This window comes from Levilactobacillus sp. LN180102 (genome assembly GCF_050106635.1).
GTDB lineage: Bacteria > Bacillota > Bacilli > Lactobacillales > Lactobacillaceae > Levilactobacillus > Levilactobacillus brevis.
The window spans coordinates 85,776-111,337 of the sequence record NZ_JBNIIX010000001.1 but is presented as its reverse complement, the minus strand read 5'-3'; the positions used below and the strand labels follow the sequence as shown (position 1 = coordinate 111,337).

The following is a 25,562-nucleotide window of genomic DNA, read 5'->3' as shown; positions in this document are numbered from 1 at the left end:
TTAAATTATCTCCCATTTGAAGTGAGGATTGTCTCAGCTTCGATTATAAGTTTAAATCTTGGTGGTAGTTCAACGGCCCAAGATCGGTCGCTCGTGTAATTAACGTTGCAGCTAGCTCGCGATAACGCTTCAATCCCAGTTCAGCGACTTCGTTAGAGCGTTGGGTCAGGTAGCGACTAAGTTCAGTGCCACTGAGAGTCTGTGCCCCACGGTCCGTTTCTTGGACTGCCTGTTTGAAGGCAATTCGCAAGGCCTTTTGCGTCTCACTGACTGTAGGCAAAGCGGTATGGTAGTGGGCATCTAGCAACACACTCACTAACTTGTAAGTCCAGTAGGCAGACTTTGAATCGTAAGTTTCGGTGCCCAAGTGATAGGCTTCCGGAGTACTATCGATGCCAGCGTAGAAGGGCACGTAAACACTTTGGGCACCGACGCCCATGGCCAACCACTGAATGCCGGCCAAGCCGGGAGTCATATTTGGTCGCAGCTGTAAGACGTGCGATTCTTGCGTTTTGGCGAGACTAACGGGTCGGAAGCGATGTTTCTGTTCAGCGGTCCCTGATCCCACAGGATCGTAAGGTGTCTCCTCAAAGTGGCTACTTAGATATTGTTGCGCGTCATCAACCGATAAAAGTCGATCGGCGTATTGAATAAAAGGCAAATCAAATGATTGCGGTTCCTGTGAGACTTGGGGTGTGAATCGCTTCTGACCGTACCAAACCCGTGGGGTATTGTAGTACAAATCGGATTGATCTTGGGTCCCAAAGATTTCACGCCAAATAAAACGGTCTGGATGGGGATTTAAGTGATTATCGGTCACAAATGCTTGCAGATTTTTAGCAAACATGAAGTTATCCGCATCGGCAAAGTCGACGGCTTGGATAGCCATCTGGTTAGCTACGACTGCATAAGCGTTAGCTGGGATACGTTGAGCTACCCAGTAATGACCAGCACCGGTCTCTAGGTACCAGGCTTCTTGTTGGTCAGCAAACAAAATCCCATTAGATTCATTTGTTCCGTATTGTTCGATCAGTTGACCGAGTCGGGCAACACCTTCTCGGGCCGTCTTCACGTAGGGTAAGACGACAGTAACCATAGCCTCTTCACCTAGGCCGTCCTTAACTAGCGGATCAGCGCCCAAGACGCGTTCATTAGAATAGGTACTTTCAGTGGCACTCATGGCGACACCGTATTCATTAATGCCGTCCTCTTCGAATAGACCGTACTTGTCAGTCCATTCAGGTGTGGCTGTGTATTTGGCGGCCTGTGTTGGCAATGGCATAGTGAAGCCATTGTCTGTGCTGACAAACTGTGGTGGGGTAGCAACGGTTGTGGCGGGATGTACGATGAAATGCTTGGGCCAAGCGGCTTTAGCATCTTCATTACGACCGATCAAAACGGACCCGTCCATTGTTGCCTGCGGGCCAACTAAGATACTGGTACAAGCGGAATAATTCATGGGAGCGCTCCTTTCAAAATCTTGAATAAAATTACATTCCTATTTTAGCATGATTAGATTATTGTCGCTTAATTTCGGGAGTATTTTAATTATTTTGTTTATTATTCTCATAAAAGCAAATATTTATACAGTCTCCGTGGAGACCGAAGTACCGGGTAAATTGCCATTTGGGTTTTCCAAGTGGCCCAACCAGACGTATAGTTTCACTGGTCAAGTGCTGGGGGATGTGGTTAAATAATGAAAACGACTATCCTGCGAAAGGGGCGAATAATGAGAATTATGTTAGAAAAGAGTCGCCGTGAGGTGGGCAAACACCTTTTAATTATGATTGGCTCGGCATTGATTACGGCCATTGCGCTAAATGAATTTCTGGTACCGGGTAAGATTTTCAGTGCCGGGATTAACGGGGTCTCACAAATTATCGCAACTTTGCTACAAATGGGCGGTATTCATGTGAGTACTGGGTGGTTTATTTTGCTGTTTAACATTCCAATTGGGTTATTGGGATGGTTCAAGGTTGGCCGTGGTTTCACAGTCTATTCAATTATGGTCGCGGTTTTGACTTCGGTGTTAGCCATTGTGGTGCCCGTTTCAAATATTTCCAACAACTCGTTATTAGCGGCACTGTTTGGTGGTATCTTAACGGGTGTCGGCGTGGCTTATCCGTTGAAGAATGGGTTTTCCACTGGTGGTATGGATATTGTTGCCGTGGTTTTGGAGAAGACGACCGGGCGGACAATTGGGACGCTGATGATGATCATTAATTTTGGCATTGTGATTGTGGCAGGATTTCTCTTTGGCTGGGAAAGTGCACTGTATACGATTATTTCGATTTATGCCATGTCACGGGTAGTTGATAGCATTCACACGCGGCATCAAAAACTGACAGCGTTTATTGTGACAACCCAGCAAGATGCCGTTATTGCCGAGTTGAATCAACGTTTAATTCGAGGTATCACCGTGATGCCATCGTTTGGGGCCTACACCCGTAAAGAAAGTGCCGTGTTGATGACCGTGATTTCTCGTTATGAGCTGTACGAATTGGAACATGCGGTTAAAGACGTTGATCCCCATGCGTTTGTTAACTTAGTGAACACGGTCGACATCGAAGGGAATTTTTATGATGAAACGGCCCAATTAAAATTACGGCAGCATCAAAAATAACGAGTGGTTATAATAAAATTGCTCCGAGCTACCAGAACCGGTATAATAATGGGTATCTAAGAAGAGAAGGGAACGAAACTCAATGCCAATCGTAAACATCGACTTAATTGCTGGTCGTTCACAAGACCAACTCAAGGCTTTAGTTCAAGACGTGACGACCGCTGTGACTAAAAATACAGGGGCCCCTGCTGAACACGTCCACGTTATTTTACGTGAAATGCAACCTAACCGTTACGGCGTGGCCGGCGTTTTGAAGAGCGACGAAAAATAAAAAACATTTGTGAAAACTTATAAACCGCCACCAATGCCGATAAATTCAGCTTGGTGGCGGTTTCATTTGGAAAAGTAATTGGCGTAGCCGTGACTTTTCGGTATACTAGAAGCATGTGCGACATCACGGCAAAATAAGGCCGTTGCTAACAACGAATGAATGGAGAGTCGAACAATGAATGATCAACAATACATGATGGCAATTGACGAAGGGACGACGAGTACCCGGGCTATTTTATTCGACCGGCACGGCCAAATCGCGGGACAGGCACAGCGGGAGTTTCATCAGTACTTCCCCAAGCCCGGTTGGGTTGAACATGACGCCAATGAAATTTGGAACGCAGTTCAATCAGTCATTTCTGATGCTCTAATTGATTCTGATGTTCAACCGTATAAGGTCCGGGGAATTGGGATTACGAATCAGCGGGAAACAACGATTATTTGGGATAAAAGGACGGGTGAGCCGATCTACCATGCAGTTGTGTGGCAGTCTAAGCAAACTAACGAAATTGCCGATCAACTGAAAGCAGATGGCTATCAAGAAGCCATCCATGAAAAAACGGGATTAGTTATTGATTCCTATTTCTCGGCGACGAAGATTCGCTGGATTTTGGATCACGTCGATGGCGCGCAGGAGCGTGCTGAACGGGGTGAGCTGTTATTCGGAACAATTGATACGTGGATTTTGTGGAAATTAACGGGCGGCCGCGTGCATGCGACGGACTACACCAATGCGAGTCGGACCATGTTGTATAATATTCATGATTTGACGTGGGATCACGAAATCCTAGATTGGTTAAATATCCCCGCGGCAATGTTACCAGAAGTTCGGTCGTCCTCTGAAATTTATGGCTATACCGCTGGCTATACCTTTAGTGGTGTTCAAGTACCCATTGCGGGGATTGCTGGGGACCAACAGGCCGCCTTATTTGGGCAAACGGCCTTTGACAAAGGGATGATCAAAAACACTTACGGAACTGGGGCCTTCATCGTGATGAATACGGGGGAAGAACCTACGCTTTCACACAATGGCTTGTTAACCACGATTGCTTACGGGATCGATGGCAAGGTCACGTACGCGCTAGAAGGGTCCATCTTCGTAGCGGGGTCTGCGGTTCAGTGGCTACGTGATGGGATGCGCTTCTTCGATCACGCTAGCGAGTCCGAAAAAATGGCGGTGGACGCACAAACGGCGGGTGATGTTTATGTTGTGCCGGCCTTTACAGGTCTGGGTGCCCCTTACTGGAATCAAGAAACTCGCGGGGCTGTATTTGGTTTGACGCGGGGAACCACGCGCGAACAATTCGTGCGGGCGACGGTCGAAGCTATCGCTTATCAAACTCGAGACGTTGTGGACACGATGGTCCAGGAGGCCGGTTTGAATCTACAATCGTTAAGTGTAGATGGCGGCGCGTCGAATAACGATTTCTTAATGCAGTTCCAAGCGGATATTTTAAATACCCCAATCAAACGGGCAGCAATTAATGAAACAACTGCGCTTGGTGCTGCCTACTTGGCTGGCTTAGCGGTTGGTTTCTGGCCTAACTTAGCAGCTATTCGTGATATGCATCAGACGGGTGAAGAATTTACGCCACTGATGGCGGAAGATAAACGGCAAAAATGTTATAGCGGTTGGCAGGCAGCCATTAAGGCAACGCAAGCTTTCCATCAAGAATAATGGAGCAGATAGCAAAAAGTCGGCGTTGGCCGGCTTTTTTTGTGCCCTCAGAAAATAGGCATGGGATATAAATGCTATGGTTAGTTAAACGTTAAAATTATTGAGAAACAATTATTGATTATCGTTTATCGATATGCTATTATCGAAAATGAATAAAAGGGAGATGCTAATCATGTCAAAGTGGTTGAGTGCAGGACTAAACGCGATTATGATTTTTGGTAATATTGCAGTGTTCTTCATGTATCTTTGCTTTATCGTACCGTTTTATTACCTATACGAAGCAATTTCCGGCCGTATCGTTAATAGTATTTTAACCGGGGATGATTTTTTATTGACGCCAGGAAGGCATGTCATTTCTGCGGCCGTGATGCAGAGTTTTCCCAGTTGGCCATATGCTATTTTTGATGGCCATTGGGATTGCCATCAATGTATGGGCTGGTATTAAGTTCTTGCGAGCGTTATTGGAAATTTTGGAAAATATTGATCAACAACACTATTTTTCTACAGAGAATGTTGGCTCGTTAAAAACAATGGTGATGGCCGATGTGTTTATGGCTAGTGGGAACCAGCTGCCTAGTAGTTGGTTTTTCCGCATTAACAATGGTGTTGCTTCGGCAACGTGGCCGACTTGTTTCGATGATTTGTTTGTCGCGATTGCCTTGGGAGCCATCTATGTGACGTACCAGCATGCGATGGACATCAAGGCTGAGAATGACTTGACCGTTTGAATGATGGGAAGGTGACGGTGTGATTAAATTAACGCTAAACGTTGTGATGGCAGAACATAACATCAGTAGCCAAGAATTGGCCCAGTTGGTCGGCATTACACCTGCCAATTTATCAATTTTGAAAACGGGCAAGGCTAAGGCAATCCGGTTCAGTACATTAGAGAAGATTTGTCAGGCACTGGATTGTCAGCCAGGTGATATTCTACAATACGTTGAAGAGTAATTGAGGGGTCGGGGACAAAAGTCTCGACCTCTTTTGCGTTGCCGAGTATTGGGTACCAAAACGTGCGCTGAAAGACAACTAGTTCCGGCCTAATCCCGTCAGCCAGGTTCCACTCTCTTTCGATGGGGGCTCGCCAACGCGTAAAAATCGCCCAGATTCGCGTATCTGGTAGCGTTAGTTATGCTTATTAATTAATGCTGATGATGATTGTGAGCAATATATTTCAATCATCATATAACGTAAATGAAGATAAAACGACTGGCGGGAAAGCTGGGTCGTGAACTTTTTTTGGGAGCAGGGACTTTATGAAATTACAAAAGATTATTTTAGCTGGAGCAGTGGCGTTAGGACTTGCAGGAACGGCAATCGTCACGGAACCAACGTTGGCGGCAGCGGCTAGTTCATCAGTGACCATTGATGGCAATTTTTCCGATTGGCAAGATGCTAATTTAACTGAAGGCTATAATGGGGACACGGCACTTGCGAGTTCCGGGAAATACGTTGAGGTTTACGTGAAGATGAAAAATGGTCCCGTACCTGGTTATGGGGATTATAATTTCACGATTGACGGGCAAAATACTACATTTGGTCAGATAATGTTCCAAGTAACGTCAGTAAAGGGGAAACTAAAAAGGTGACGTTTACTGGTGGTAAGACCAATGAAGGCACGCAGTATGGTACTGTGGGAACTGGCTATGTATCAAATGATGGCACGCACAACCTTGCGGAATTTCGAGTGGATTTGACGGCTTTGGGCTTGACGAAAGCGGCTAATGGCAAATCCGTCACGATGGCCAATCCCAACATTGGTAGTGACTCGGCTTCAACAACGGTTGACGATCTGACGAACGCGGCGACTAGCGATAGTGCGAGCTCATCAAGTGAAACTGGTGTGATTGCGGGTAAAGAAGACCAATCGTCTAAGGCAACGACTACCACGGACGGTAATGCCAATAACGATAATGATAACTTAAATATTGTGATTGACGGTAAGTTTGCTGACTGGAAGCATGTGACCTTAACTGAAGGGTACAATGGCTATACCGCCATGGTTAGTGACGGCAATTACGTCTACGTTTATGTCAAAATGAAGTATGGCTTAGTTCCGGGCTATGGTGACTATAACTTTGATATTGGTGGTCAGAAGTACTACGTCTGGTCTAAGGAAATGCCAATTAGTCCGGTGAGTGCGGGCGATGCTAAGGTTGTCAGCTTTACTGGCGGTAAATGGAACGAAGGCGGCCAATACGGCACCGTTGGTGATGGTTATGTCTCTTCCGAAGATGGTCATAATATTGCTGAATTTAAAGTGGATCTAAGAAAGTTCAATCTATCGACAATGACTGGACAAACGATTACGATGTATAATCCAAATATTGGTAATGAAAAAGTGACGGTGGCCGGTGGTTTAACTGGGCCGTATGTCATTGCTGGAATCGGTGTGGTTATTGCGGGACTAGGTTACTGGCGGTTACGTAAATCCGGTAGGCTTGGTCGATCAAAAACATCCACTTCCGGTAAATAGTGTGGTATGATGATGGCTTGTGATTGATAGTTAGTGATTGCCACGATCAAAGTGGTGAGCTGACGGTAATTGGCTAACGAGAACGTTTGATAAGTTGATTAATTAGGACGGATACGTATGAATATCAAAATCCTATTGGGCATTGTGATATGGCTATATGGACTTTCGGTGCTCAAGCGAGCGCGGTTATCTGCCTTCTATTTTATTGTGGGGAGTGCCGGGCTTTTTTTCATTTTAACCGCGATTAGCCGGCCATATTGGGTATGGTTTTTTACGCATGCCGTGATTCACGGTGTGGCTTTATTTGGCACCTTGTCACGTTGGTGTACGATTATGTTCAAAATGGGATTGGTTTATATTACTAATACGGGCAATCCCGTAGTGATGTCAATTGATTACGAGTGCTCAGGCATTATTGAGACGTGTGCCTTCGTAGCCTTGGTGGTCTTCTTCCCGATGTATCAGCGAAAGGAAAAAGTCTTCTACGCGGTCTTCGGTGTGCTGTATATCTATGCAATCAATGTTTTACGGCTGGTGGTTGTGATTATCATCGTGCACTTTGGCGGTGGTGAGACCTTTTTCCTAGCCCACTCCGTGATTGGTCGGTTACTATTTTATGTTTTGGTGATTGCACTGTATTACAATGTCTTCACGTATTCGCAATTGGCACGAGGTATCTATCGGGAATTCATTGATTGGAGGCAAGAAAAGTTGTGATGTACTGGATCAATTTAACCTTGACGCGGATGGGCTTCTGGATTACTTGGGCGCTGATCCCCATTGTGGTTGAAATTATCCCGGCTTTGATCTCAACGGCTAAGCTGATGCACTTTCATCGTCATGAGCCGAAATTAACGCCGCCTGGTAAGTGGCCGTGGGTGACGATCATTGTTCCCGTTTATAACTCGGAGGACACGCTGTTTGAGTGTATTCAATCAATTAATGAGCAAACCTATCCTAAAGAGGCCATGCAAATTATTCTAGCTGACAATCAGAGTACCGATGGCAGCTTCGGAGCGTATGCCCGGGCACAAAACACCTTTCCTGAATTGATTTTACGTTATGTGAATACTGATAAGGGGAAAGCCCGGGCGTTAAATACGGCGATTTACGAAAGTATTGGTATTTACGTGATTAATATTGACAACGATGGGTTGTTAGAAAAGAATGCTGTTAAGAATATGGTATTGCGTTTTGAAAATGACTTAAGTATTGCGGCTATGACTGGCGCGATCCTACCAAAAGAGGAACTGGTTCAAAAGGTCAAGGGGTTCGGTCACCGGTTATTGGCCAAGAACGAATACTATGAGTACGCGCAGGCCTTCTTATCGGGGCGAACGATTGAAGCGTCACGCGATCAGTTATTTACCATGTCCGGTGCATTTTCAGCATTCCGACGGGAAGTCTTAATGGAGACGTTCTTGTATGATATTGATACCATCGGTGAGGACACGGATATGACGTTTCAGATTCGTACCCGGTTAGGTAAAAAAGTGGTTATTTGTGCCGATGCCATCTTTTATGTTGAGCCGATCTCTGGTTTTTCTGAACTGTATACGCAACGCCAGCGTGGTGAGTTGGAAGTTACCGAAAACTATATGAAGCAAACGGCTAGTTTAAAACGATTTTTTAAAAACTTCTTAGTTCGACGAATGATGATTGACCATACGTTTACATTTCCCAGAATGATCTGGACATTTGCCACAGTCGTTTTAATTGCCTTTGGTTATTCATCACTGATTCTGCTGTTGTCATACCTGTTGATTTATGCCCTATACGTTGTCGTTGCAGTGGTCAACTTTGTGAGTGTGAGCATCCTGTTACAACCGTAAAAAACGGCTATTAACTGGTAGCCTCATGCTCGGGGTGGTGCTTGCTGGGCAAATTTTCTTAATCATCTTTGTTCATCCGGCCAGTGGTTTTGATGCCGGGATGCTTCATTATGCGGCAACCAGTGCCAAACATGTCCAAGAAGTCAATGTTATGGCTTATTACAGTTTGAACCAAAACAACCTGCCAATCATGTTGTTTATGCATTGGCTAACCGAACTAACGGGTCAAACCTCGTGGCTGTTTTTTGATTTTGTAACGCTATTCTTTGTGGATCTGTCGGTAATCTGCAACTTGATTAGCGTGTGGTTAGTGCGACCGCGAGCATTGGGGGCAGCCATCTATCTGCATGTTGGCTGGTTAGCGGTTTTTCCCAGCATTATTATGCCGTACACCGATGCTTGGGGATTACCACTGGTTTCAATTTATCTGCTCTGCTATTTTGCGATGCGTAAGTCCGCGTTACCCGCGCGTTACCCGCGTTAGTGCGCGTGCTGGCAGCGAACGGCTTTGGTATTAGCGTGACGTTGACATACTTTATCAAGCCTTCTGCCATTATCCCGGTCATTGCGATTGTCATTATTGAGTTGCTGGCGTGGCTCATTCGGCGTAAACCAGTATCAGATCAGGTATGGTTTATGGCGGTAGCCCTCCTAGTCATGGTCGGTGGAAGCGCTTGGCATACGTATCAGTATGCTAACCAGAAAGTCCAGAGTCAGACTTATATTCAGTTGAACAAAGCGCGGGCAATTCCAGCCATTCACTTTATGGCGATGGGGGTCTATGGCTCGGGCGGCTATAGTGCCAAACAAGCTGTTCAGATGGCAGTATTACCAACATCTAAGCAAAAAACGGACTACTCTGTTACCATGTTGACGAAGCGATTAAAGAAGCTGGGACCGATCGGCTACTTGACCTTTTTGGTTAAGAAACAACGAAATAATACGGCCGATGGTACCTTTGGTTGGCTGAAAGAAGGACACTTCTTTCATGATAACCAGCGGCCAAATAATCGGGGGATCAGTAACAAGTTAAAGAATTTCCTCTATCTGTATGGGCGGCATATCGCTGATTTTCGGTTTATCGCGCAATTCTGGTGGATTATGCTGTTAAGCATCATTGCATTGGGATTTGGGCCACAGCGACACGTCATTCAAATTCTACGATTATCGATGGTTGGCGGCTTCTTATTTTTACTGTTGTTCGAAGGTGGTCGTAGTCGATACTTAATTCAATATTTACCGTGTCTGTTACTACTAGCAACTTTTTCGTTCGACCGAGCGGTGGCCAATGTGCGACAACTGTGGGGTTGGTATACTGAAAAGTTAGCCGCGGCAATAGCTGCTGACGAAGAGAGTATGTGAAGGTAAGCTGACGGCAGAAAAGAGCAAAACCAGTTGCCTTTTGACATACGTTTTGGCACCAGATATTTGGCAACACAAAAAGGAGTTTGAGACTTTTGTCTCAGACTCCTTTTTTGGGTTTTATCCGGGGTAACCTAATCGGCGCTTAGCGCGTCAATCGGATTCAGACTTGCCGCATGGCGGGCTGGTAAGTAAGCCGCGATGAGGGCAATCACGATGGCAATCACAAAAGTTGTGATGATATTGCCAAGGGTAATCTGAATAAAGGCATATGACGCAATCTTAGATAACATCGTATTAGCTAATGCACCTAAGCCTAATGCAATCACCGTTGCCAGTACGGCACTCAGAACACCAATAATGAGGGATTCACTGATGAACAGGCGCCGAATATCAGCCTTGCTTTCACCTAAAGCGCGTAAAATCCCAATTTCCTTGGTCCGCGCACTAACGGACATGTACATGGTGACAATGATCATCAGTGCAGAGACAATCAGGGAAATGGCGGCAATGGCGGCTAGAATGGAAGAAGCTAAGTGAACATACGTCTGAACGGTGCTAATCAAACTAGTAATTGATGTGGCGGCATATAATTTGGTGCCGTCATTTTTGAGTTTATTAATTTGCTTAACCACACCGTTGACACTCCCCAGCTTATCAATAGAAACGGCTAGAGCGGCCGGCTTAGTACTAACGTTGGCCTTGTTGAGAGCCTTGACCAAGGTGTTGGTGTTAACCGCTGTAATTGACATCGCCCCAGTGGAACTTTCAGCGATACCCGCTACTTTGGCTTTAAAGGTCACCTTGGTAGGTCGATTATTCGCGTTAGCGGTGGAATAACTAACCGTAACGGTTTTACCAATTAGTGATTTCCAATCCTTTTTATTGAGCTGTTTAGCAACCGCAGTTTTATCAAGGACAATCTCGCCAGCCTGAGGTTTGTGACCGACTTTGATGGAAGACGTCGTTGCAGAACTGGTCCAGTTGGATGCGGTACTAGTGGTGACTGACTTCTTACCATGCTTGATCTTAACATCAGTCAGTGAGTAGCTTTTTTCGACTTTAGTCACATGTTTGAGCTGTCTGATCTGACTGATTTGTGTCTGACTAAAGGTTTTGGGCTTGGCTGTGGTGGTTCCCATCCCCATTGCTGCCCGCTGACTTTCAGCCTGTGTCTGCTGCTTGTTGGCATTACTGGTTGACCTTGTATGACGGGAAACGGAAACGACTTGGGGGTTCGCCACATTAGTGATCTGTTCGTTGATATAGCCACTCAAGCCGTTGCCTAATCCTGAGAAGAGAATGACCGCAAACAGACCAATAGCAGTTCCCAGCATGATTAAGAAATTTTGACCAAAAGTGAACTTAAAATGTTTGAAGGCGGTTTGGTAACTGACCCGGGCCGGAAGCTTACGGGCCGTTAAGCGCTCAGCATCTCCAGTCACTGGATAAGGCTGTCGGATTGAGGTATCACTGTCGATCTTGCCGTCGACCAGCTGGACAATCCGGGTCCCAGCATCCGCCACGGCTTGTGAGTGGGTCACGGTAATGACCAGTCGACCTTCTTTGGCAATATCATTTAAAATGTCGAGAACTTCAACCGTATTTTGTGAATCCAACGCACCAGTTGGTTCATCGGCAATGATGATCTGGGGATCGCTTGCCAAGGCCCGCGCAATGGCGACCCGTTGCTTTTGTCCACCAGATAATTGGTTAGGATATTTCTTAGCCTGCTCGGCCAACCCGACGCGTTCCAGCAGATGGTTTGCCCGGTCAACCCGCTGTTCCTTAGTCAAAGTCGTCATGTCTAATGAAATCAAGACGTTGTCGAGGACTGTTAAGTGGTTGACTAAATTGTAAGCTTGGTAGATGTAGCCAATCGTTTCCCGCCGGAATCGATCCAATGATTTTTCATTGCGGTGATCGATAGGTTTACCCTTTAGCTGGACTTCACCTTGGAATTCTCGGTCCAAGCCGCCAATAATATTCATTAATGTGGATTTACCACCACCAGATTCACCTAAGATAGAAACAAATTCACCTAGGTTGAAATCTAAGTCAATTCCCTTTAAGACGGGAAATTCTTCCTTACCCAAATAATAGGACTTGTGGATATCCTTTAACTGTAAAGTCGCCATTCGCTCGCTCCTCTTAATGTGTTAAGGTTTAACATCATATTTTTCTGTTTAACTTTTGTGAAGCCTAGGTTACGCTTGACGGATTTGAAAGTCAAATTACTTTAACATAAAATTGAAATATTTAATGTTTTGGTGAAATGTGGTACACTAAGACGACTTTAAGTTGACGTGGGAGGTGGTCAGTCATGAAACGAGAGACGAAGAAAAAAATAAATCGACAAAAATTAGTGGATGCAGCCTTTGAGCTAATGAGTACGCAAGGCATTCAAGAGACCAGTGTTAAAGCGGTGAGTGAGGCCGCAGGGATTTCTTTTGTGACGATGTACAAGTATTTTCCCACGAAGGATGACCTCGTGATGGCTGTGGTACAACGCTTATTTGAAAAACATATGACGGCCATGATGGTCCTCGCCAAGGATCAGAGCTTGAGTTTTCAAGAACGATTACACGCGTTTTTGCGATATGCAGCCAATTTACGTGATGAATTTTCTTCACACGTGGGTCACGAATTTTTTGAATTTTCCCATCGCCACCCGGAGCTAAGAACGCAAGTCAACCAATGGCAAGATGAATTCTGGCAGTTGATCATTGCCGATGGGCGACGAAGTGGACTAGTACGCGGCGAAATTAGTGATCAGGCGGCGCGACTCTTTATTCAAATGATGGAGGCCCAAGCTATCGCGGAGGGGCCTTTGTCGGAGACGATGATGGTTCAGTTAGAGGATTTGTGTTTGTATGGTTTGGCAGGAAAGGAGCACGGGGCGCAATGAAACGGCTTTATTTTTTGTGTACAGGAAATTCCTGTCGCAGTCAGATGGCAGAGGGGTTAGCCCGTGATTTACTAGATCCCAGTTGGTACGTTGCAAGTGCCGGAATAGAAGCGCATGGCCTAAACCCACTAGCCGTTCAGGTGATGGCTGAGATTGGCATTGATATTTCGCAGCAGACGTCAACGGTCATTGATCTTGGTTATTTAAGACAGTGTGATTTGGTCGTGACGTTGTGTGGCGATGCGCGGGATAGATGCCCCGTGACCCCAGCCACGGTTAAGCGAATTCACTGGCCACTAGCTGATCCAGCTCAGGCTACAGGAAGTGTGGCCGAACGTTTATTAATTTTTCGGCAGGTTCGTGATGAAATTGCTAGGCATATTAAAGAAATTTAGTATGCCGTTAATAAGAATCCCTGACAGTTGCCTTGCGCAAAGACGGGGATTTTTTCTATAACGGTTATCTGATAAATGTTTAACCGTCAAAAAAGTTATGGCGGGTTGCCAGTTGCAAATTTTAACGGTATCGACAAGAATATAGTAGATACGATTGTTAGAAATTGGCGATCAGGATTGTGAGAGTTGTAGAAAAGGTAGGTCGGGGATGTGAAACGAGACGACTGGCAAATAGTTTATCAGGAATTGGCGGATATTATTGGGGAGACGGCTACGCGTAAAGTTTATCAGCATTTTCGAGGGAGTAGTGTGAGCTTTCCGTTACGTTTGCTGACGCACCAAGCGCTGGTAACGCGTTTTCAGCAAGACTATACGGTGGGGATGACGATTCATGAGTTGGCACATAAGTATCAACTAGCCGATCGGACGGTCCGTAATTATTTACGGGAAAAAGTGAAGTAATCATACAATCAATTTGACTTGCAAAGTGTAATGTCGAACGAATTTTTATCTGCCATAAAGATTTGCTACTATGATGATATCAAGAAAACATTTAGGTGGTGGAATTTTGTGGAAGTAGATAATGATGCATTACAAGCAACTTATAAAAAACTGGCTGACTTGTTGGGCGATGATTTGATGATGAAGTTTTACCAAGAATTCCGGGGGACTCAGTTGAGCTTGCCGATGAAGCTTTATGATCGAGAAGGCGCGGCCAAGGCGGTTCGTCGACATTATCCGGAAATGACGGTTAAAGAACTTGCCGATACGTATGGTTATACGCAACGTTGGGTGAAACAAGAGTTAAAACAGGCAAAAACGGATCAGTAGCTAAAGTAACTGGTTCCGTAATTGTGAATCAATAGGTGTTAAAATAGTTATGGATAAAATTAATCAGTCGAGTAAATGAGGAGTGACGGGTGTGAAACGGTGGTGGAAGGCCACTTGGTGCATCATAATTGTGTTGACGGTGGTGGTAGTAACCGGACAGGCCTTAACGGCGACAGCTGCTACTAAAGCAGTAAAACCCAGGGTCAATCGGACGGTCAAGGCACCGACTAAGCACCAATATATCTTAGTGATGGGGCACGGAGCCGGTGATAGTGGTGCGCGAGGCAATGGCACCACGGAGGCAACGTTTTTGCGGCAGCACTTATTGCCTCAGCTGAGAAAGTATGCCATAAAAGTCAAACATAGTCAGGTGACGTTTTATAATCCTAAACAGGATATTGTGAAGGATACATTGACCTACCATAAAGGGTCCTACAAGCTAAACCGCCATGCCACCGTCGTTATGTTTCATTTGGATGCAGCCGGTGGTCATGGTGGTCATGTGATTATTCACAAGCGGCGGCCAACGGCACGTGATAAACGACTGGCGCAGGTGATTAAAAAGTATGTTGGCTTGAATCGGGCCTATCATGGCTATAGTTATCGAACAGACCTGAAAAACTGTAATGTTTTGCGAAAACGTGGGATTGACTATAGTTTAATTGAGACGGGGTTCATTACGAATCGGACGGATATGGCTCATATTCGTAAAAATATTGGTAAAATTGCGAAGGCAGATATTGAAGCAATTACGTATGGAAATATTCGGTGAGGTTAATTATAATTGGGGGTGTCGAGAAATCAAGGGGGATTTCTCGACACCCTTTTTGCGTAAATATTTAGAACGATGAGGTGGAGTGAATGGCTCATAGCGATTGGCAAGTTATTTATCAGGAGTTAGCGGATGTTATTGGTGAAGAAGCAACTTTGAAAGTTTTTATGAATTTTCGGGGGAGCACGGCCAATTTTCCGTTGAATTTGGTACGGCATGATGTTACGCTTCAACACGTTCAGTTTGATTACCAGCAAGGTTGCTCGATCCATCAGCTGAGTCAAAAGTATGATTTGGCTGAACGGACCGTGCGGAATTATTTGCAACACAACCGACAAACAGGTTAGAAAGTAACCTGTGAAAGACCAACCAGTTTTGCGGGTCGAAAAGTTTTATGTGACCAAGTAGGTTGTGTGTAGTGATAGTAGAGACTGTTGGTAATTCAAAACAATACGGATAATTGTTTTCCTGCCGGAAACGATACGCAACTAAGAGTGCTGTTTTAAGTGTAGTGAACAATTTATGTAAAATTTTGAGTTAGCAAGAGTTTTACCCCATCACAGGCTGAGGATTTCAAGCTGGCTATAATCAAGTTATATAATCACGAACTAGCTAGCGTAAAATACTGCGGATTCAAGATTAGATCATTAGATCAAATCTGAATCCGCAGTATTTTTTTGTGGACTTATATTGACTTACGCCAGAGACGTGGTATATTAGAAGCACCAAAGGTGAGTAATCACTCACCTAGCTATTTTTACCTACTTGAGGCTAAAAATAGCTATTATTTAGATCATTTAGGTGAGTAATCACTCACTTTAATTAAGGGAGTGTTCATATGGCAATGACTATGATTGCATTAAGTCATTTAGCTAAGAAGTTTGGTGAGCAAACAGTGCTAAAGGATATTAATTTGACAGTTAACGGCAGTGAAATTGTTGGTCTAATTGGCCCATCCGGTGCTGGTAAATCAACCGTTATTAAGGTCGCATTGGGGATGGAAGTCGCTAGTGGTGGCAATGCTACGGTGTTAGGGACCACGATGCCTAATCGAGAATTGTTAGGTCAAATTGGTTACATGGCCCAGACAGATGCCTTATATGAGACGTTAACGGCACAAGAGAATTTAAAGTTTTTTGGACTGATGAAGGGCATTAAAACAGCGGATATGAACCAGGCCATCAGTCACGTGGCCCAGGTGGTTGATTTAACACCAGACCTGAACAAACGCGTGGCCGGGTACTCCGGTGGGATGAAACGCCGTTTATCATTAGCCATTGCCTTATTAGGTGATCCGGAACTCTTAATTTTAGATGAACCAACCGTGGGGATTGATCCAGCACTCCGGCGACAAATCTGGGCCGAACTTGGACGGCTACGGGATGCGGGACGTAGTATCTTGATTACGACCCACGTGATGGATGAAGCCGAGTTAGCTGATCGCGTGGCTCTGTTGCTTGATGGCAAAGTGATGGCCTTTGATCGACCGGCTGCCTTAAAAGAACAGTACGGTGTTGCCACGATTGAGGATGTCTTCTTAAAGGCAGAGGGGGTGGAAGCATGAGAACCATTGCGATTATGAACCGAGTGCTAAAAGAATTATTTCGGGATAAACGAACGCTGGCGTTAATGTTTGTGGCACCCATCCTAATTATGTTGTTGATGAGCGTGATCTTTAATACCAATTCGACCACTGATGTTAATGTAGCCACCGTTTCTGTCTCATCGAAGCTTAATGAAGAACTGGGAAGCCTGAAACACGTTACCGTTAAGAGCTATGATACTAAAGCAGACGCGAAACACGCGTTGAACCAAGAAACGGTGGATGCTATCGTTCAAAAGTCGGGAAAGAACTATGATCTGACCTATGCCAATACCGATTCAAGTAAGACGACTGCTGTTAAGCTGGCATTCAAAAATGCCTTAACGGCAACCAGTATTTCACAATTGAAATCGGCGCTTAAGCAAAGCACAACGGCGATGGCAAAACTGCAAACACAACTGGCGCTGGCTCAAAAAGCAGCTAATGGTCCGACAGCGTCAGTCACCAACCACGCGAACGCGGTGACGCCGAAAACCAGTCAGTTCAATAGTGCACCAAAGGTAACGAACCACTACGTTTATGGTGATCAGGACACCGGGTATTTTGCTAAAATGTTGCCAATTTTGATGGGCTTCTTCGTTTTCTTCTTTGTTTTCCTAATTTCGGGAATGGCGCTGTTAAAAGAACGAACGACAGGGACGCTCGATCGACTGCTGGCAACTCCCGTGAAACGATCGTCGATTGTCTTTGGGTATATGCTGAGTTACGGTATTCTAGCTATTCTGCAAACGGTACTGATTGTGCTGGTAACGGTTTGGTTGCTGGGGATTGAAGTCGTCGGCAGCTTGGTGAGCGTGGTGTTAATCAACCTCTTGTTGGCACTAGTCGCTTTAGCTTTTGGGATCTTATTATCAACATTTGCCAACTCTGAATTTCAAATGATGCAGTTCATCCCGTTGGTGGTGGTTCCCCAGGTCTTTTTCTCCGGAATCATTCCCTTAGATTCAATGGCTGATTGGGTCAAAGACATTTCCTACATTATTCCGCTTAAATACTCGGGGGACGCCGTTAACGAGATTATTATGCGGGGTACCTCAATCTTTAACCTCGGTGGTGATATTGCTGTTTTACTGGGATTTTTGATTGTCCTAACGGTTTTAAACATCGTGGGGCTGCGGCGCTACCGGAAAGTTTAAAAGTCAGGTAGAATAGGTGAATGGATTGTTAAAAAGGAGTGACAAGCTTGGCAACGGATATGTTTCGAAATTATCGTGACTGGTTGGACCAGCAAAAAATGCCACGGGGCAAACGAGTTGCACTATTAGCCGCGCTGGAACTCTTTGCCGATCAAGGATTTGATGGCACCTCGACGCAAGCCGTTGCTGATCGTGCTGGTATCAGTCAAGCAACGATCTTTAAGTATTTTAAAACGAAACAGGATTTGTTATTGGCAATTCTTCAGCCAGTAATGGACAACTTCTTTCCGGTTTACCGGGATGAGTTTGTGGCGGGAATTCAACGACCACAAACATTGGCGGAAAAGGTCCATTTCGTCGTATTAGATCGGTACGCCTTCTTTAAAGCTAATCGTGAGGCTGTGAAAATATTTGCCGTTGAGATGATGACTAATGCTGAAATTCGCCAGTCATTCATTAAAATTGTTGGGGTTGGTAATTTTGCGACCTTCAATAAAATTATGACGACTTTCCGCCAGACCGGAGAATTGCGTGACGATATTCAAGCGGCCGATTTAATTCGGTCGTTTATCGGTCAAATTGTCGGCTATGGCATTCAAACAACCTATATGCCAGTGAGTGATAGCAACGAGACCGCTGATTTACAACGAATTACGGAACAACTGATTCGACTTATTCATAAATAAGTCAAAGGCCACGAGTAATTGTGGCCTTTTTGCTGTGCACGATAAAATTGAGCTGGTAAAAGGGTCAAAAGTTGGTACTTATTTTTAGTAAGTGTTGACAAAATAATTCTAGGTGTTATTATCTACCTGTGCTTATAAAAAACACATCAATGATTGAGGAGTGATGATCTGATGACAATGATTAATGGTTATGAACAAAGTGATCGCGAAGAATCTTTAGATATTTTGAATTTACCGTCCCTGGAAGCACGAGCCAAGCAAATTATTCCAGCTGGAGGATTTGGTTATATCAGTGGTGGTTCCGAAGATGAATGGACGTTAAAGGAAAACACAGAGGCCTTTAATCATGTTCAGATTATCCCCCGTGCCTTGACCAATATTGAACATCCCAGCACGCAGACCCAGATTTTTGGGGTAGATCTACAAACGCCGATTATGATGGCACCGGCAGCTGCCCAAGGTTTGGCGCATTCACGGGGTGAAATGGCAACGGCACAAGGAATTGCCGCAGCCGGTGCTTTGATGGCGCAGAGTACGTATTCTTCTACCTCAATTGCTGATACGGCGGCGGCAGGTCAGGGAGCACCGCAATTCTTCCAGCTATATATGAGCAAGGATTGGCACTTCAACGAAAGTCTGTTAGATGAGGCCATTAAGGCAAATGTGAAGGCGATTATCCTGACAGTTGATGCGACTGTGGATGGCTATCGTGAATCCGATATCGTTAATAAGTTCCAATTCCCAATTCCAATGGCTAATCTGACAAAGTTCAGTGAAGGCGATGGTAAGGGCAAGGGAATTCAAGAAATTTACGCGGCCGCTGCGCAGAAGATTAATGCGGATGACGTTCGGCGGATTACAGAATATACACATTTGCCGGTGATTGTTAAGGGTATCCAATCCGTGGAAGATGCCATGACCGCAATTGGCGCTGGTGCAGCCGGAATTTATGTATCCAATCATGGTGGTCGACAGTTAAACGGTGGTCCAGCATCATTTGATGTGTTACACGATATTGCCTTAGCGGTTAATCACCGGGTACCCATCATTTTTGATAGTGGCGTTCGCCGGGGTTCACATGTCTTTAAGGCACTAGCCAATGGTGCTGATTTGGTGGCCTTGGCCCGACCAGTAATTTATGGTTTAGCTTTGGGTGGTGCTCAAGGCGTGACTTCAGTGATTAATCACTTAAACGACGAACTCCTAATTGATATGCAGTTGGCGGGAACGAAAACCATTGAAGACGTTAAGCAGGCGAAGTTACTGCGCCATTAGGCCTAATCTGAAATAGAAAGCAGGCGATTGGTGTGGAATTAGAGATCGATGCTGCGGTTCAAGCTAAATTGCTGTCAAAGCTTGGGCCGGATAAACGGGTTTTACTCAGCTACAACGATGGGGTAGGGCCATACTCGCATCACGGTTTAATTGCCTTACAGGTGGACTTTCAAATTGTCATTATTGCGGCTGACATGCCGATGACCGATTATGAAGCGTCACTGACAACGAACTTAGGAACGTGGTACGTTAAAGGGTATTCAACCAGTTTATTGGATGAGCGTATGCGGCTAACGTTGAATACAACTTACGGAACGATTCAATTATCGGGTAATGAAATGATTGATGATAACGTTGAGATTGTAGATGCGTCGCATAACGTGTAATCTAAAAGCAAGGACCGTTGTCTCCGTGGCGAAGACTAACGGGCCTTGCTTTTCTTTGATTAATGGAGGAATTGGATGAAAATTGTGTTTTTGGTGCTGCTATTATTAGTGGCCGTTGTTGTGGGAAATGTTTTGGGGCGGCATTATCAGCGGTTGCCGTTGCCCTTCATCTTGATAGGCCTCGGACTGATATTTTCTTTTCTGCCACTCTATCACGGCTTTCAATTCAACCCGGATGTGTTTACTTTTGCCATCATTGCGCCACTCATGTATAACGAGGCCGAAAATGTCTCACGTTATTGGGTTGGGCGGGGAATTGTGAATATCTTTTCGCTGGCAATTGTCTTGGTCATCGTAACCGTGTTATTCGTGGGGATCATCTTACATCAATTATTTGCGTTCCTACCACTGAGCTTGGCCTTGGCCCTCTGCGCTATTGTGACGCCAACCGACGCGGCAGCAGTGAGTGCGATTGTTCCGGCATCAGACGAGTTCACGATTCCACAGATTATCTTACAAAATGAATCGCTGTTTAATGATGCTTCTGGGATTGTGGCGTTTGACTTAGCCTTGGCCACGTATTTGTCAGGTCAATTCTCATTAGGCACTGCAGTGGTTGACTTTGGGCGAGAGTTCTTAGGGGGATTATTGGTTGGGGCAATCCTGGGCTTGGTCATTGCACAGGTACGTTTATGGTTAATCCGTCAGAGGGATGACACGCCACTGATCTTGGTTACCATCGAAGTGGCAATGCCGTTTTTACTGTATTACTTAGCGACCATCATGGGTGTTTCTGGAATTTTAGCCGTGGTGGCGGCCGGAATTATTCAAGGGGTTGAACGAGAAAAACTGCGGTTGACTGCAAGTCGGATGCAGTTGGTGAGTGCTAATGTTTGGGAAATGATTGACGGAATGTTATCGAGCTTGGTCTTTGTGTTGCTCGGCATTTCACTGCCTTTGGTTTGGCAGTCAGCTTTACAGAACACGTTGGTTCCTTGGTGGCAATTAGTTCTGGCTGGGGGACTTATCTACGTGATCAAATTGGGATTACGGTTAATCTGGTCCCGTTATTTGGTTTGGATGCATAAGCCGAGCCAACATCGGTGGCTTGATAGTTGGTTAATGGCATTGAGCGGTGCCAATGGAACCATAACGTTAGCATTAGCCTTTTCACTACCACTCACCATTAATTTACGGGGATCGTTGATCTTTATGGCGGCGGTTGTCATCTTATTGAGTTTATTGGTTCCGACCGTTGTCTTGCCCCGGATTGTTGGTTCAGAAGAAGACAAAGTTGATGATTTAGCAAGTTGGAGCAAGCGCCTGAAATTAGCGGCAATTACGCAGTTAGAACAGCAAGTTACAACGTCTAGTGAAGCCCAGATTGTTATTGATGCATTACGGCAGCAATTACAACAACAGCAGGGTTTTAAAAAGCAACAACAACGAGCCTTATTCCGCCAGGCGGATTTGGCAGAGCAGCAAGAGATGACGACGTTACGGGTCCAAGGTAAAATAACAGCGGATGAGCAGCGAGATTACCTGAAATTCTTGACCTATAGTCGCTTTACGGTTGATCAGATTTGGTGGCGCAATCTAGGATTACGGCTGTGGTTTGGTCTGCATATGGGGCACGTTTCCCACGATATTCAGACAGCGCAGGAGACCTTTATGACGTCGCCGTTAGTGATGGAGCAACGGTATTGGGCTGACCAGTTTACGGCTAAGGGGCGGTCAATTCGACCACTGGAAAAGAGCGGCTATCACGCAGCAATTGACGGCAGAGCGTACGGTGGATAATCGTGCAGCCGTGGATGTGGTGCGTCGTTATTATCACGAACGTCATCGCCAGATGAATTTAGCTCCTGCTGATTCGGATATCGTGTACGAGCTATTTTTACAAGCTTTTCACGTCCAGTATGAATTAGTACAAGCTGCTTTTAAAAAGGGCCAGATACCGGCGACGCTGGCGCAACAGCTCCAACAAGAAATTGTGTTTGATGAAACAGGCTACATTCAAAACCAACAGGCGTTTTTAAGTTAATAATCGATTGGCCAACGTGATTCATGGCGTTGGCTTTTTTATCAGTTATTGTTGATGCGTAGTCGTGACTAAGGCGTAACCAATACTAACGGTTAAGATCATTAACCCACCAATGAGGAGAAGTCCGGGTTGCCAACTAGCAAAAATGTGATTAAGTTGACCTAGTAGAAGTGGCCCAACAGCCGCTAATAAGTATCCACAGGATTGGGCAATAGCGGATCGCTGGGCGACTACTGTGACCCGGCGACTGCTGGTGGCGATGAGATTAAGGGCGAGCGTGAAAACCAATGAGCATGTGAGTCCCAGAATAATTGCTGAGAGCCAGTGTCCCCAACCGCGCCAAAGTAGGCAGGTCAAACCAACCAGGTACCCCAGTAAAATAAGCGGAAGTAATCGTTGGAAGTGCCAGCGGTAGGTGAGAACGAGCGCGGCAGGGATACCGACAAGCTGAAAGACCGATAATAAGGTACCTGCCTCAGCGGCACTGGCCCCAAAGGCTTGATAAATGGTCGGTAACCAAGTTATTAGCGTATAAAAAATGAGAGATTGGCAACCCATAAACAAGGCTAGTAAGGTGGTTGAGCGATCGAGTTTCCAGTGCACGTTAGTTGTGGGGGTGACACGCGATTGGGTGGGCAGTGCGTGACGATAAAAAACACTGGCCAATAATGCAAAGCCAGCCGGTAGTCCAAGCAATTGCATGGCAGTTGTCCAGCCCCAAATAGTGGCCAACGGTAAGATAATAGCGGTACCGATAGCGGCAATAAGATTCATAGTCAGGGAATAATAACTGGTCATTTGGGTGACTCGGGATGGCGTGGTGGCTGCAATCAGTGTGGGAATTAGGATATTCAATAGGGCAATGGCCCCGCCAATATTGCAAAACAGATTAATGGTAGTGTAACTAATAGAGCAGTAGTCGTATTGGTTATGTGAAGGTGCTGTTGAATAATGCCGAATAGCTGAAACAACGAGCAATAACCAGTGAAAATTTACGTCTCAACGAAACCGGTAGAAGAGTTTAACGCTTGCGGATGGACCTTATGGTAAGTAACTTCATATAACAAAGCGATAGCCAAGACTTATGCAGATAATTCAGTTTAAGGTCGTTTAATTACCCAATCGTGAAAAAAGCTAGTATAGTATGAGTCGCAGATTAGGCTGAAATGGGGGGGACCATTATGCGTAAAGAGCGGCTAGAAAAGGGCTCATGGCTCGGTATGCTGATTACGTTGGGGGTGGTTTACGGTGATATTGGGACATCGCCCTTGTATGTCATGAATGCATTGATTAACGATGCTGGTCCGTTGAAAAATGCGACACCGGATTACGTGATTGGCAGTGTTTCCTTAATCTTTTGGACACTCATGCTGATTACGACAGTGAAGTACGTGCTCGTTGCCTTGCGGGCTGATAATCACCACGAAGGTGGTATCTTTGCCCTCTATGCGCTGGTGCGTCATCGTGCTAAGTGGCTGATTTTTGTGGCTTTGATTGGGGGTGCCGCTTTACTGGCAGATGGGACGTTGACCCCCGCCGTCACCGTGACCTCAGCGGTTGAGGGCCTTAAAGGCTTACCGGATCTAAGGGCCTTTTCTCAGTATTCGTGGTTGGTTCCGCTTAGTGTTACGCTGATATTGGTCAGTCTCTTTACGATTCAAGTCTTAGGGACGGCAGTCGTTGGGCGTTCATTCGGACCGATGATGTTACTCTGGTTTATCGTTATCGGGGGTATTGGACTACTTAACATTAGTCAGGCACCGGCGATTCTCCGAGCATTTTCACCCGTTTATGCGATTCAGGTGCTGTTTAGTCCAACGAATAAAATGGGTATTTTTATTCTGGGGAGCGTCTTCCTGGCAACCACCGGCGCAGAGGCGTTGTATTCCGATATGGGGCACGTGGGTAAGGCTAATATTGATGCAACTTGGCCCTTCGTTTATGCGATGTTGATTTTAAACTATCTAGGGCAGGGCGCTTGGATGTTAACCCATAGTCAAGGGCCCGCCTGGCGAAATGTGACCAATATCAATCCATTTTATGAAATGATTCCCAGTGGTGGTCGGATTGCCATGATTGTGCTGGCCACAGTTGCGGCCATTATTGCCTCACAAGCCTTGATTACGGGGTCCTACACGTTGGTTGATGAAGCAGTGGGACTGAAGTTTCTCCCGCGTATGATTATCAAACATCCTAGCAACGTGCGTAGTCAAATCTATATTGGTGCTATTAATTGGCTGCTGTGCTTGGTAACTTTGAGCATTGTTTGGTTATTTCAAACCTCGGCGCATATGGAAGCGGCGTATGGATTGGCCATCACCTTGACGATGTTGATGACGACGATATTGTTGAGCCAGTGGGTTCAAATGAAAGGCCACCGGTTCTGGTCATTGGCCTTATTGGCGGGATTTGGTTTATTGGAGACCCTCTTTTTGGTGGCCAGTTTAACGAAGTTTATTCATGGTGGGTATCTGACATTAGGACTCACGTTGATGATCTTCTTAATTATGGTCGTTTGGTTTTTTGGTAACCGGCGGCGCCTACGCTATAACCAAGCCGATGAACAGATCAGTTTGTTGAATTATCGGTCGCAGTTGATTCAACTAAGTCAAGACGATAACCAGCCACTATTTGCAACTAACTTGGTTTACCTGGCGAAGGTGGATCAGTTGCATCGGGTCAAGCGATCAATTCTATATTCTATTTTAGATAAACGACCCAAGCGCGCGAAGGTCTATTGGTTTATTACAATTAATGAAACCAATCGTCCTTACGACTGTAGCTACAGCGTTGACATGTTAGGAACGCGCAATGTGGTTGAAGTGCGGCTGAATCTAGGGTTCCGTAAGTCACAACATATTAATCGTTATTTACGGGCAATTGTAACCAGCCTGATTGCCGATCATAGTATTGACCCTCAGTATTCGAATTATGGGATTACGCAACCGCGACAGGTCGGTGACTTTAAATTTGTGGTTCAGAATCAGCAGATTATGGATTTGGCGGGAAATCCCACCATGCATCAATTCGATCGATTCCTAATTGGTGGACGGATCTTCTTACAAAATATCACGCCGTCGCCAGCGATTTGGTATGGCTTGGAATTTAGCGATGTGCTTGAAGAAACGATTCCGTTATTTACCAAGCCAATGACCGACCCAGCGCTGGTTCATTTAGCGAAACGACAGACAACCCGTCATCAAGTGTGAATGATCAAAAACTTTGGTTTTGAAAGAATTGCGACGATTTTGCTTAAGTTTAGTCCTTTCCAAATAGTGACATCAT

24 protein-coding genes and 3 pseudogenes are annotated in these 25,562 nt (G+C 45.4%); 24 read left to right on the top strand and 3 right to left on the bottom strand.

Features of this window, described 5'->3' with window-relative positions:
* Positions 1-43 precede the first annotated feature (43 nt).
* On the bottom strand, positions 44-1,459 hold the full coding sequence (locus ACP4IT_RS00580) for a C69 family dipeptidase (RefSeq protein ID WP_015473687.1): 1,416 nt from the start codon (positions 1,457-1,459) through the stop codon (positions 44-46).
* Between the two features lie 279 nt (positions 1,460-1,738).
* Here ACP4IT_RS00580 and ACP4IT_RS00575 point away from each other — a divergent pair, with 279 nt between their 5' ends.
* The 10 genes and pseudogenes from ACP4IT_RS00575 to ACP4IT_RS00530 form a co-directional block, all read left to right on the top strand.
* The gene (locus ACP4IT_RS00575) at positions 1,739-2,623 is read left to right on the top strand and encodes a YitT family protein (protein WP_011667625.1); all 885 of its coding nucleotides are present in this window, start codon (positions 1,739-1,741) and stop codon (positions 2,621-2,623) included.
* 82 nt (positions 2,624-2,705) lie between these two features.
* On the top strand, positions 2,706-2,894 hold the full coding sequence (locus tag ACP4IT_RS00570) for a 2-hydroxymuconate tautomerase (protein ID WP_011667624.1): 189 nt from the start codon (positions 2,706-2,708) through the stop codon (positions 2,892-2,894).
* Positions 2,895-3,068: 174 nt separating this feature from the next.
* Positions 3,069-4,571 (top strand): glycerol kinase GlpK, encoded by a 1,503-nt coding sequence (gene glpK, locus ACP4IT_RS00565; RefSeq protein ID WP_011667623.1) that lies wholly within the window; start codon positions 3,069-3,071, stop codon positions 4,569-4,571.
* A gap of 172 nt (positions 4,572-4,743) precedes the next feature.
* Positions 4,744-5,016, top strand: a complete 273-nt coding sequence (locus ACP4IT_RS00560) for a hypothetical protein (protein WP_128491834.1) — start codon at positions 4,744-4,746, stop codon at positions 5,014-5,016.
* Positions 4,964-5,299 (top strand): DUF2975 domain-containing protein, encoded by a 336-nt coding sequence (locus ACP4IT_RS00555; protein ID WP_011667622.1) that lies wholly within the window; start codon positions 4,964-4,966, stop codon positions 5,297-5,299. Before ACP4IT_RS00560 ends, ACP4IT_RS00555 begins: the two co-directional genes overlap by 53 nt.
* Before the next feature lie 19 nt (positions 5,300-5,318).
* Complete coding sequence (locus ACP4IT_RS00550; RefSeq protein WP_011667621.1) at positions 5,319-5,522, top strand: helix-turn-helix domain-containing protein; 204 nt, start codon at positions 5,319-5,321, stop codon at positions 5,520-5,522.
* Positions 5,523-5,827: 305 nt separating this feature from the next.
* Positions 5,828-7,047: pseudogene (locus tag ACP4IT_RS00545) on the top strand (Firmicu-CTERM sorting domain-containing protein).
* A 117-nt stretch (positions 7,048-7,164) separates the two neighbouring features.
* Positions 7,165-7,764, top strand: coding sequence for an exosortase family protein XrtG (gene xrtG / locus ACP4IT_RS00540; RefSeq protein ID WP_011667619.1), 600 nt, complete (start codon positions 7,165-7,167; stop codon positions 7,762-7,764).
* Positions 7,764-8,876, top strand: a pseudogene (locus tag ACP4IT_RS00535) (TIGR03111 family XrtG-associated glycosyltransferase); the annotation flags it as partial. The gene xrtG and the pseudogene ACP4IT_RS00535, both read left to right, overlap by 1 nt.
* A gap of 67 nt (positions 8,877-8,943) precedes the next feature.
* A pseudogene (locus ACP4IT_RS00530) lies at positions 8,944-10,241 on the top strand (TIGR03766 family XrtG-associated glycosyltransferase); the annotation flags it as partial.
* Between the two features lie 134 nt (positions 10,242-10,375).
* Here ACP4IT_RS00530 and ACP4IT_RS00525 read toward each other — a convergent pair.
* On the bottom strand, positions 10,376-12,379 hold the full coding sequence (locus tag ACP4IT_RS00525) for an ATP-binding cassette domain-containing protein (RefSeq protein ID WP_156646571.1): 2,004 nt from the start codon (positions 12,377-12,379) through the stop codon (positions 10,376-10,378).
* 185 nt (positions 12,380-12,564) lie between these two features.
* Between ACP4IT_RS00525 and ACP4IT_RS00520 the strand changes: the two genes are divergently transcribed.
* The 13 genes from ACP4IT_RS00520 to ACP4IT_RS00460 all read left to right on the top strand — a co-directional run bounded on the left by ACP4IT_RS00520 (position 12,565) and on the right by ACP4IT_RS00460 (position 22,277).
* Positions 12,565-13,149: a TetR/AcrR family transcriptional regulator gene (locus tag ACP4IT_RS00520; RefSeq protein ID WP_011667616.1), complete on the top strand. Its 585-nt coding sequence runs from the start codon at positions 12,565-12,567 to the stop codon at positions 13,147-13,149.
* Positions 13,146-13,544: an arsenate reductase (thioredoxin) gene (gene arsC / locus ACP4IT_RS00515; protein WP_011667615.1), complete on the top strand. Its 399-nt coding sequence runs from the start codon at positions 13,146-13,148 to the stop codon at positions 13,542-13,544. Before ACP4IT_RS00520 ends, arsC begins: the two co-directional genes overlap by 4 nt.
* Before the next feature lie 210 nt (positions 13,545-13,754).
* Positions 13,755-14,006, top strand: coding sequence for a Mor transcription activator family protein (locus ACP4IT_RS00510; RefSeq protein ID WP_426855144.1), 252 nt, complete (start codon positions 13,755-13,757; stop codon positions 14,004-14,006).
* Between the two features lie 108 nt (positions 14,007-14,114).
* The gene (locus tag ACP4IT_RS00505) at positions 14,115-14,375 is read left to right on the top strand and encodes a Mor transcription activator family protein (RefSeq protein ID WP_011667613.1); all 261 of its coding nucleotides are present in this window, start codon (positions 14,115-14,117) and stop codon (positions 14,373-14,375) included.
* A 91-nt stretch (positions 14,376-14,466) separates the two neighbouring features.
* Positions 14,467-15,147: an N-acetylmuramoyl-L-alanine amidase gene (locus ACP4IT_RS00500; RefSeq protein WP_011667612.1), complete on the top strand. Its 681-nt coding sequence runs from the start codon at positions 14,467-14,469 to the stop codon at positions 15,145-15,147.
* Between the two features lie 89 nt (positions 15,148-15,236).
* A complete protein-coding gene (locus ACP4IT_RS00495) occupies positions 15,237-15,494 on the top strand; it encodes a hypothetical protein (RefSeq protein ID WP_011667611.1) in 258 nt (85 codons plus the stop codon).
* 491 nt (positions 15,495-15,985) lie between these two features.
* Positions 15,986-16,711, top strand: a complete 726-nt coding sequence (locus ACP4IT_RS00490) for an ABC transporter ATP-binding protein (protein WP_011667610.1) — start codon at positions 15,986-15,988, stop codon at positions 16,709-16,711.
* Positions 16,708-17,886 (top strand): ABC transporter permease, encoded by a 1,179-nt coding sequence (locus ACP4IT_RS00485; protein WP_015473700.1) that lies wholly within the window; start codon positions 16,708-16,710, stop codon positions 17,884-17,886. Before ACP4IT_RS00490 ends, ACP4IT_RS00485 begins: the two co-directional genes overlap by 4 nt.
* A gap of 38 nt (positions 17,887-17,924) precedes the next feature.
* The gene (locus ACP4IT_RS00480) at positions 17,925-18,572 is read left to right on the top strand and encodes a TetR/AcrR family transcriptional regulator (protein WP_051464023.1); all 648 of its coding nucleotides are present in this window, start codon (positions 17,925-17,927) and stop codon (positions 18,570-18,572) included.
* Between the two features lie 171 nt (positions 18,573-18,743).
* Positions 18,744-19,847, top strand: a complete 1,104-nt coding sequence (locus ACP4IT_RS00475; protein ID WP_156646573.1) for a lactate oxidase — start codon at positions 18,744-18,746, stop codon at positions 19,845-19,847.
* 32 nt (positions 19,848-19,879) lie between these two features.
* Positions 19,880-20,233, top strand: coding sequence for an iron-sulfur cluster biosynthesis family protein (locus ACP4IT_RS00470; protein ID WP_011667607.1), 354 nt, complete (start codon positions 19,880-19,882; stop codon positions 20,231-20,233).
* Positions 20,234-20,308: 75 nt separating this feature from the next.
* Positions 20,309-22,033, top strand: coding sequence for a cation:proton antiporter (locus tag ACP4IT_RS00465; RefSeq protein WP_051464022.1), 1,725 nt, complete (start codon positions 20,309-20,311; stop codon positions 22,031-22,033).
* The gene (locus ACP4IT_RS00460) at positions 22,026-22,277 is read left to right on the top strand and encodes a hypothetical protein (RefSeq protein ID WP_051053371.1); all 252 of its coding nucleotides are present in this window, start codon (positions 22,026-22,028) and stop codon (positions 22,275-22,277) included. The genes ACP4IT_RS00465 and ACP4IT_RS00460 overlap by 8 nt, the downstream gene beginning before the upstream one ends.
* Positions 22,278-22,322: 45 nt before the next feature.
* Here ACP4IT_RS00460 and ACP4IT_RS00455 read toward each other — a convergent pair whose 3' ends face one another.
* On the bottom strand, positions 22,323-23,255 hold the full coding sequence (locus ACP4IT_RS00455; protein WP_015473707.1) for an MFS transporter: 933 nt from the start codon (positions 23,253-23,255) through the stop codon (positions 22,323-22,325).
* A gap of 203 nt (positions 23,256-23,458) precedes the next feature.
* On the opposite strand from ACP4IT_RS00455, the gene ACP4IT_RS00450 reads away from it, so the two are divergent.
* Positions 23,459-25,486, top strand: a complete 2,028-nt coding sequence (locus ACP4IT_RS00450) for a KUP/HAK/KT family potassium transporter (RefSeq protein ID WP_011667606.1) — start codon at positions 23,459-23,461, stop codon at positions 25,484-25,486.
* Positions 25,487-25,562: the final 76 nt, after the last annotated feature.

What these genes read in the sequence shown, in the direction of transcription:
- xrtG (WP_011667619.1), top strand. Translation starts at nt 7,165, where the DNA reads ATGAATATCAAAATCCTATTGGGCATTGTGATATGGCTATATGGACTT.
- ACP4IT_RS00555 (WP_011667622.1), top strand. Translation starts at nt 4,964, where the DNA reads ATGCTATTTTTGATGGCCATTGGGATTGCCATCAATGTATGGGCTGGT.
- ACP4IT_RS00490 (WP_011667610.1), top strand. Translation starts at nt 15,986, where the DNA reads ATGGCAATGACTATGATTGCATTAAGTCATTTAGCTAAGAAGTTTGGT.
- arsC (WP_011667615.1), top strand. Translation starts at nt 13,146, where the DNA reads ATGAAACGGCTTTATTTTTTGTGTACAGGAAATTCCTGTCGCAGTCAG.
- ACP4IT_RS00580 (WP_015473687.1), bottom strand. Translation starts at nt 1,459, where the DNA reads ATGAATTATTCCGCTTGTACCAGTATCTTAGTTGGCCCGCAGGCAACA.
- ACP4IT_RS00495 (WP_011667611.1), top strand. Translation starts at nt 15,237, where the DNA reads ATGGCTCATAGCGATTGGCAAGTTATTTATCAGGAGTTAGCGGATGTT.
- ACP4IT_RS00485 (WP_015473700.1), top strand. Translation starts at nt 16,708, where the DNA reads ATGAGAACCATTGCGATTATGAACCGAGTGCTAAAAGAATTATTTCGG.
- ACP4IT_RS00475 (WP_156646573.1), top strand. Translation starts at nt 18,744, where the DNA reads ATGACAATGATTAATGGTTATGAACAAAGTGATCGCGAAGAATCTTTA.
- ACP4IT_RS00525 (WP_156646571.1), bottom strand. Translation starts at nt 12,379, where the DNA reads ATGGCGACTTTACAGTTAAAGGATATCCACAAGTCCTATTATTTGGGT.
- ACP4IT_RS00520 (WP_011667616.1), top strand. Translation starts at nt 12,565, where the DNA reads ATGAAACGAGAGACGAAGAAAAAAATAAATCGACAAAAATTAGTGGAT.
- ACP4IT_RS00570 (WP_011667624.1), top strand. Translation starts at nt 2,706, where the DNA reads ATGCCAATCGTAAACATCGACTTAATTGCTGGTCGTTCACAAGACCAA.
- ACP4IT_RS00575 (WP_011667625.1), top strand. Translation starts at nt 1,739, where the DNA reads ATGTTAGAAAAGAGTCGCCGTGAGGTGGGCAAACACCTTTTAATTATG.
- glpK (WP_011667623.1), top strand. Translation starts at nt 3,069, where the DNA reads ATGAATGATCAACAATACATGATGGCAATTGACGAAGGGACGACGAGT.
- ACP4IT_RS00560 (WP_128491834.1), top strand. Translation starts at nt 4,744, where the DNA reads ATGTCAAAGTGGTTGAGTGCAGGACTAAACGCGATTATGATTTTTGGT.
- ACP4IT_RS00465 (WP_051464022.1), top strand. Translation starts at nt 20,309, where the DNA reads ATGAAAATTGTGTTTTTGGTGCTGCTATTATTAGTGGCCGTTGTTGTG.
- ACP4IT_RS00450 (WP_011667606.1), top strand. Translation starts at nt 23,459, where the DNA reads ATGCGTAAAGAGCGGCTAGAAAAGGGCTCATGGCTCGGTATGCTGATT.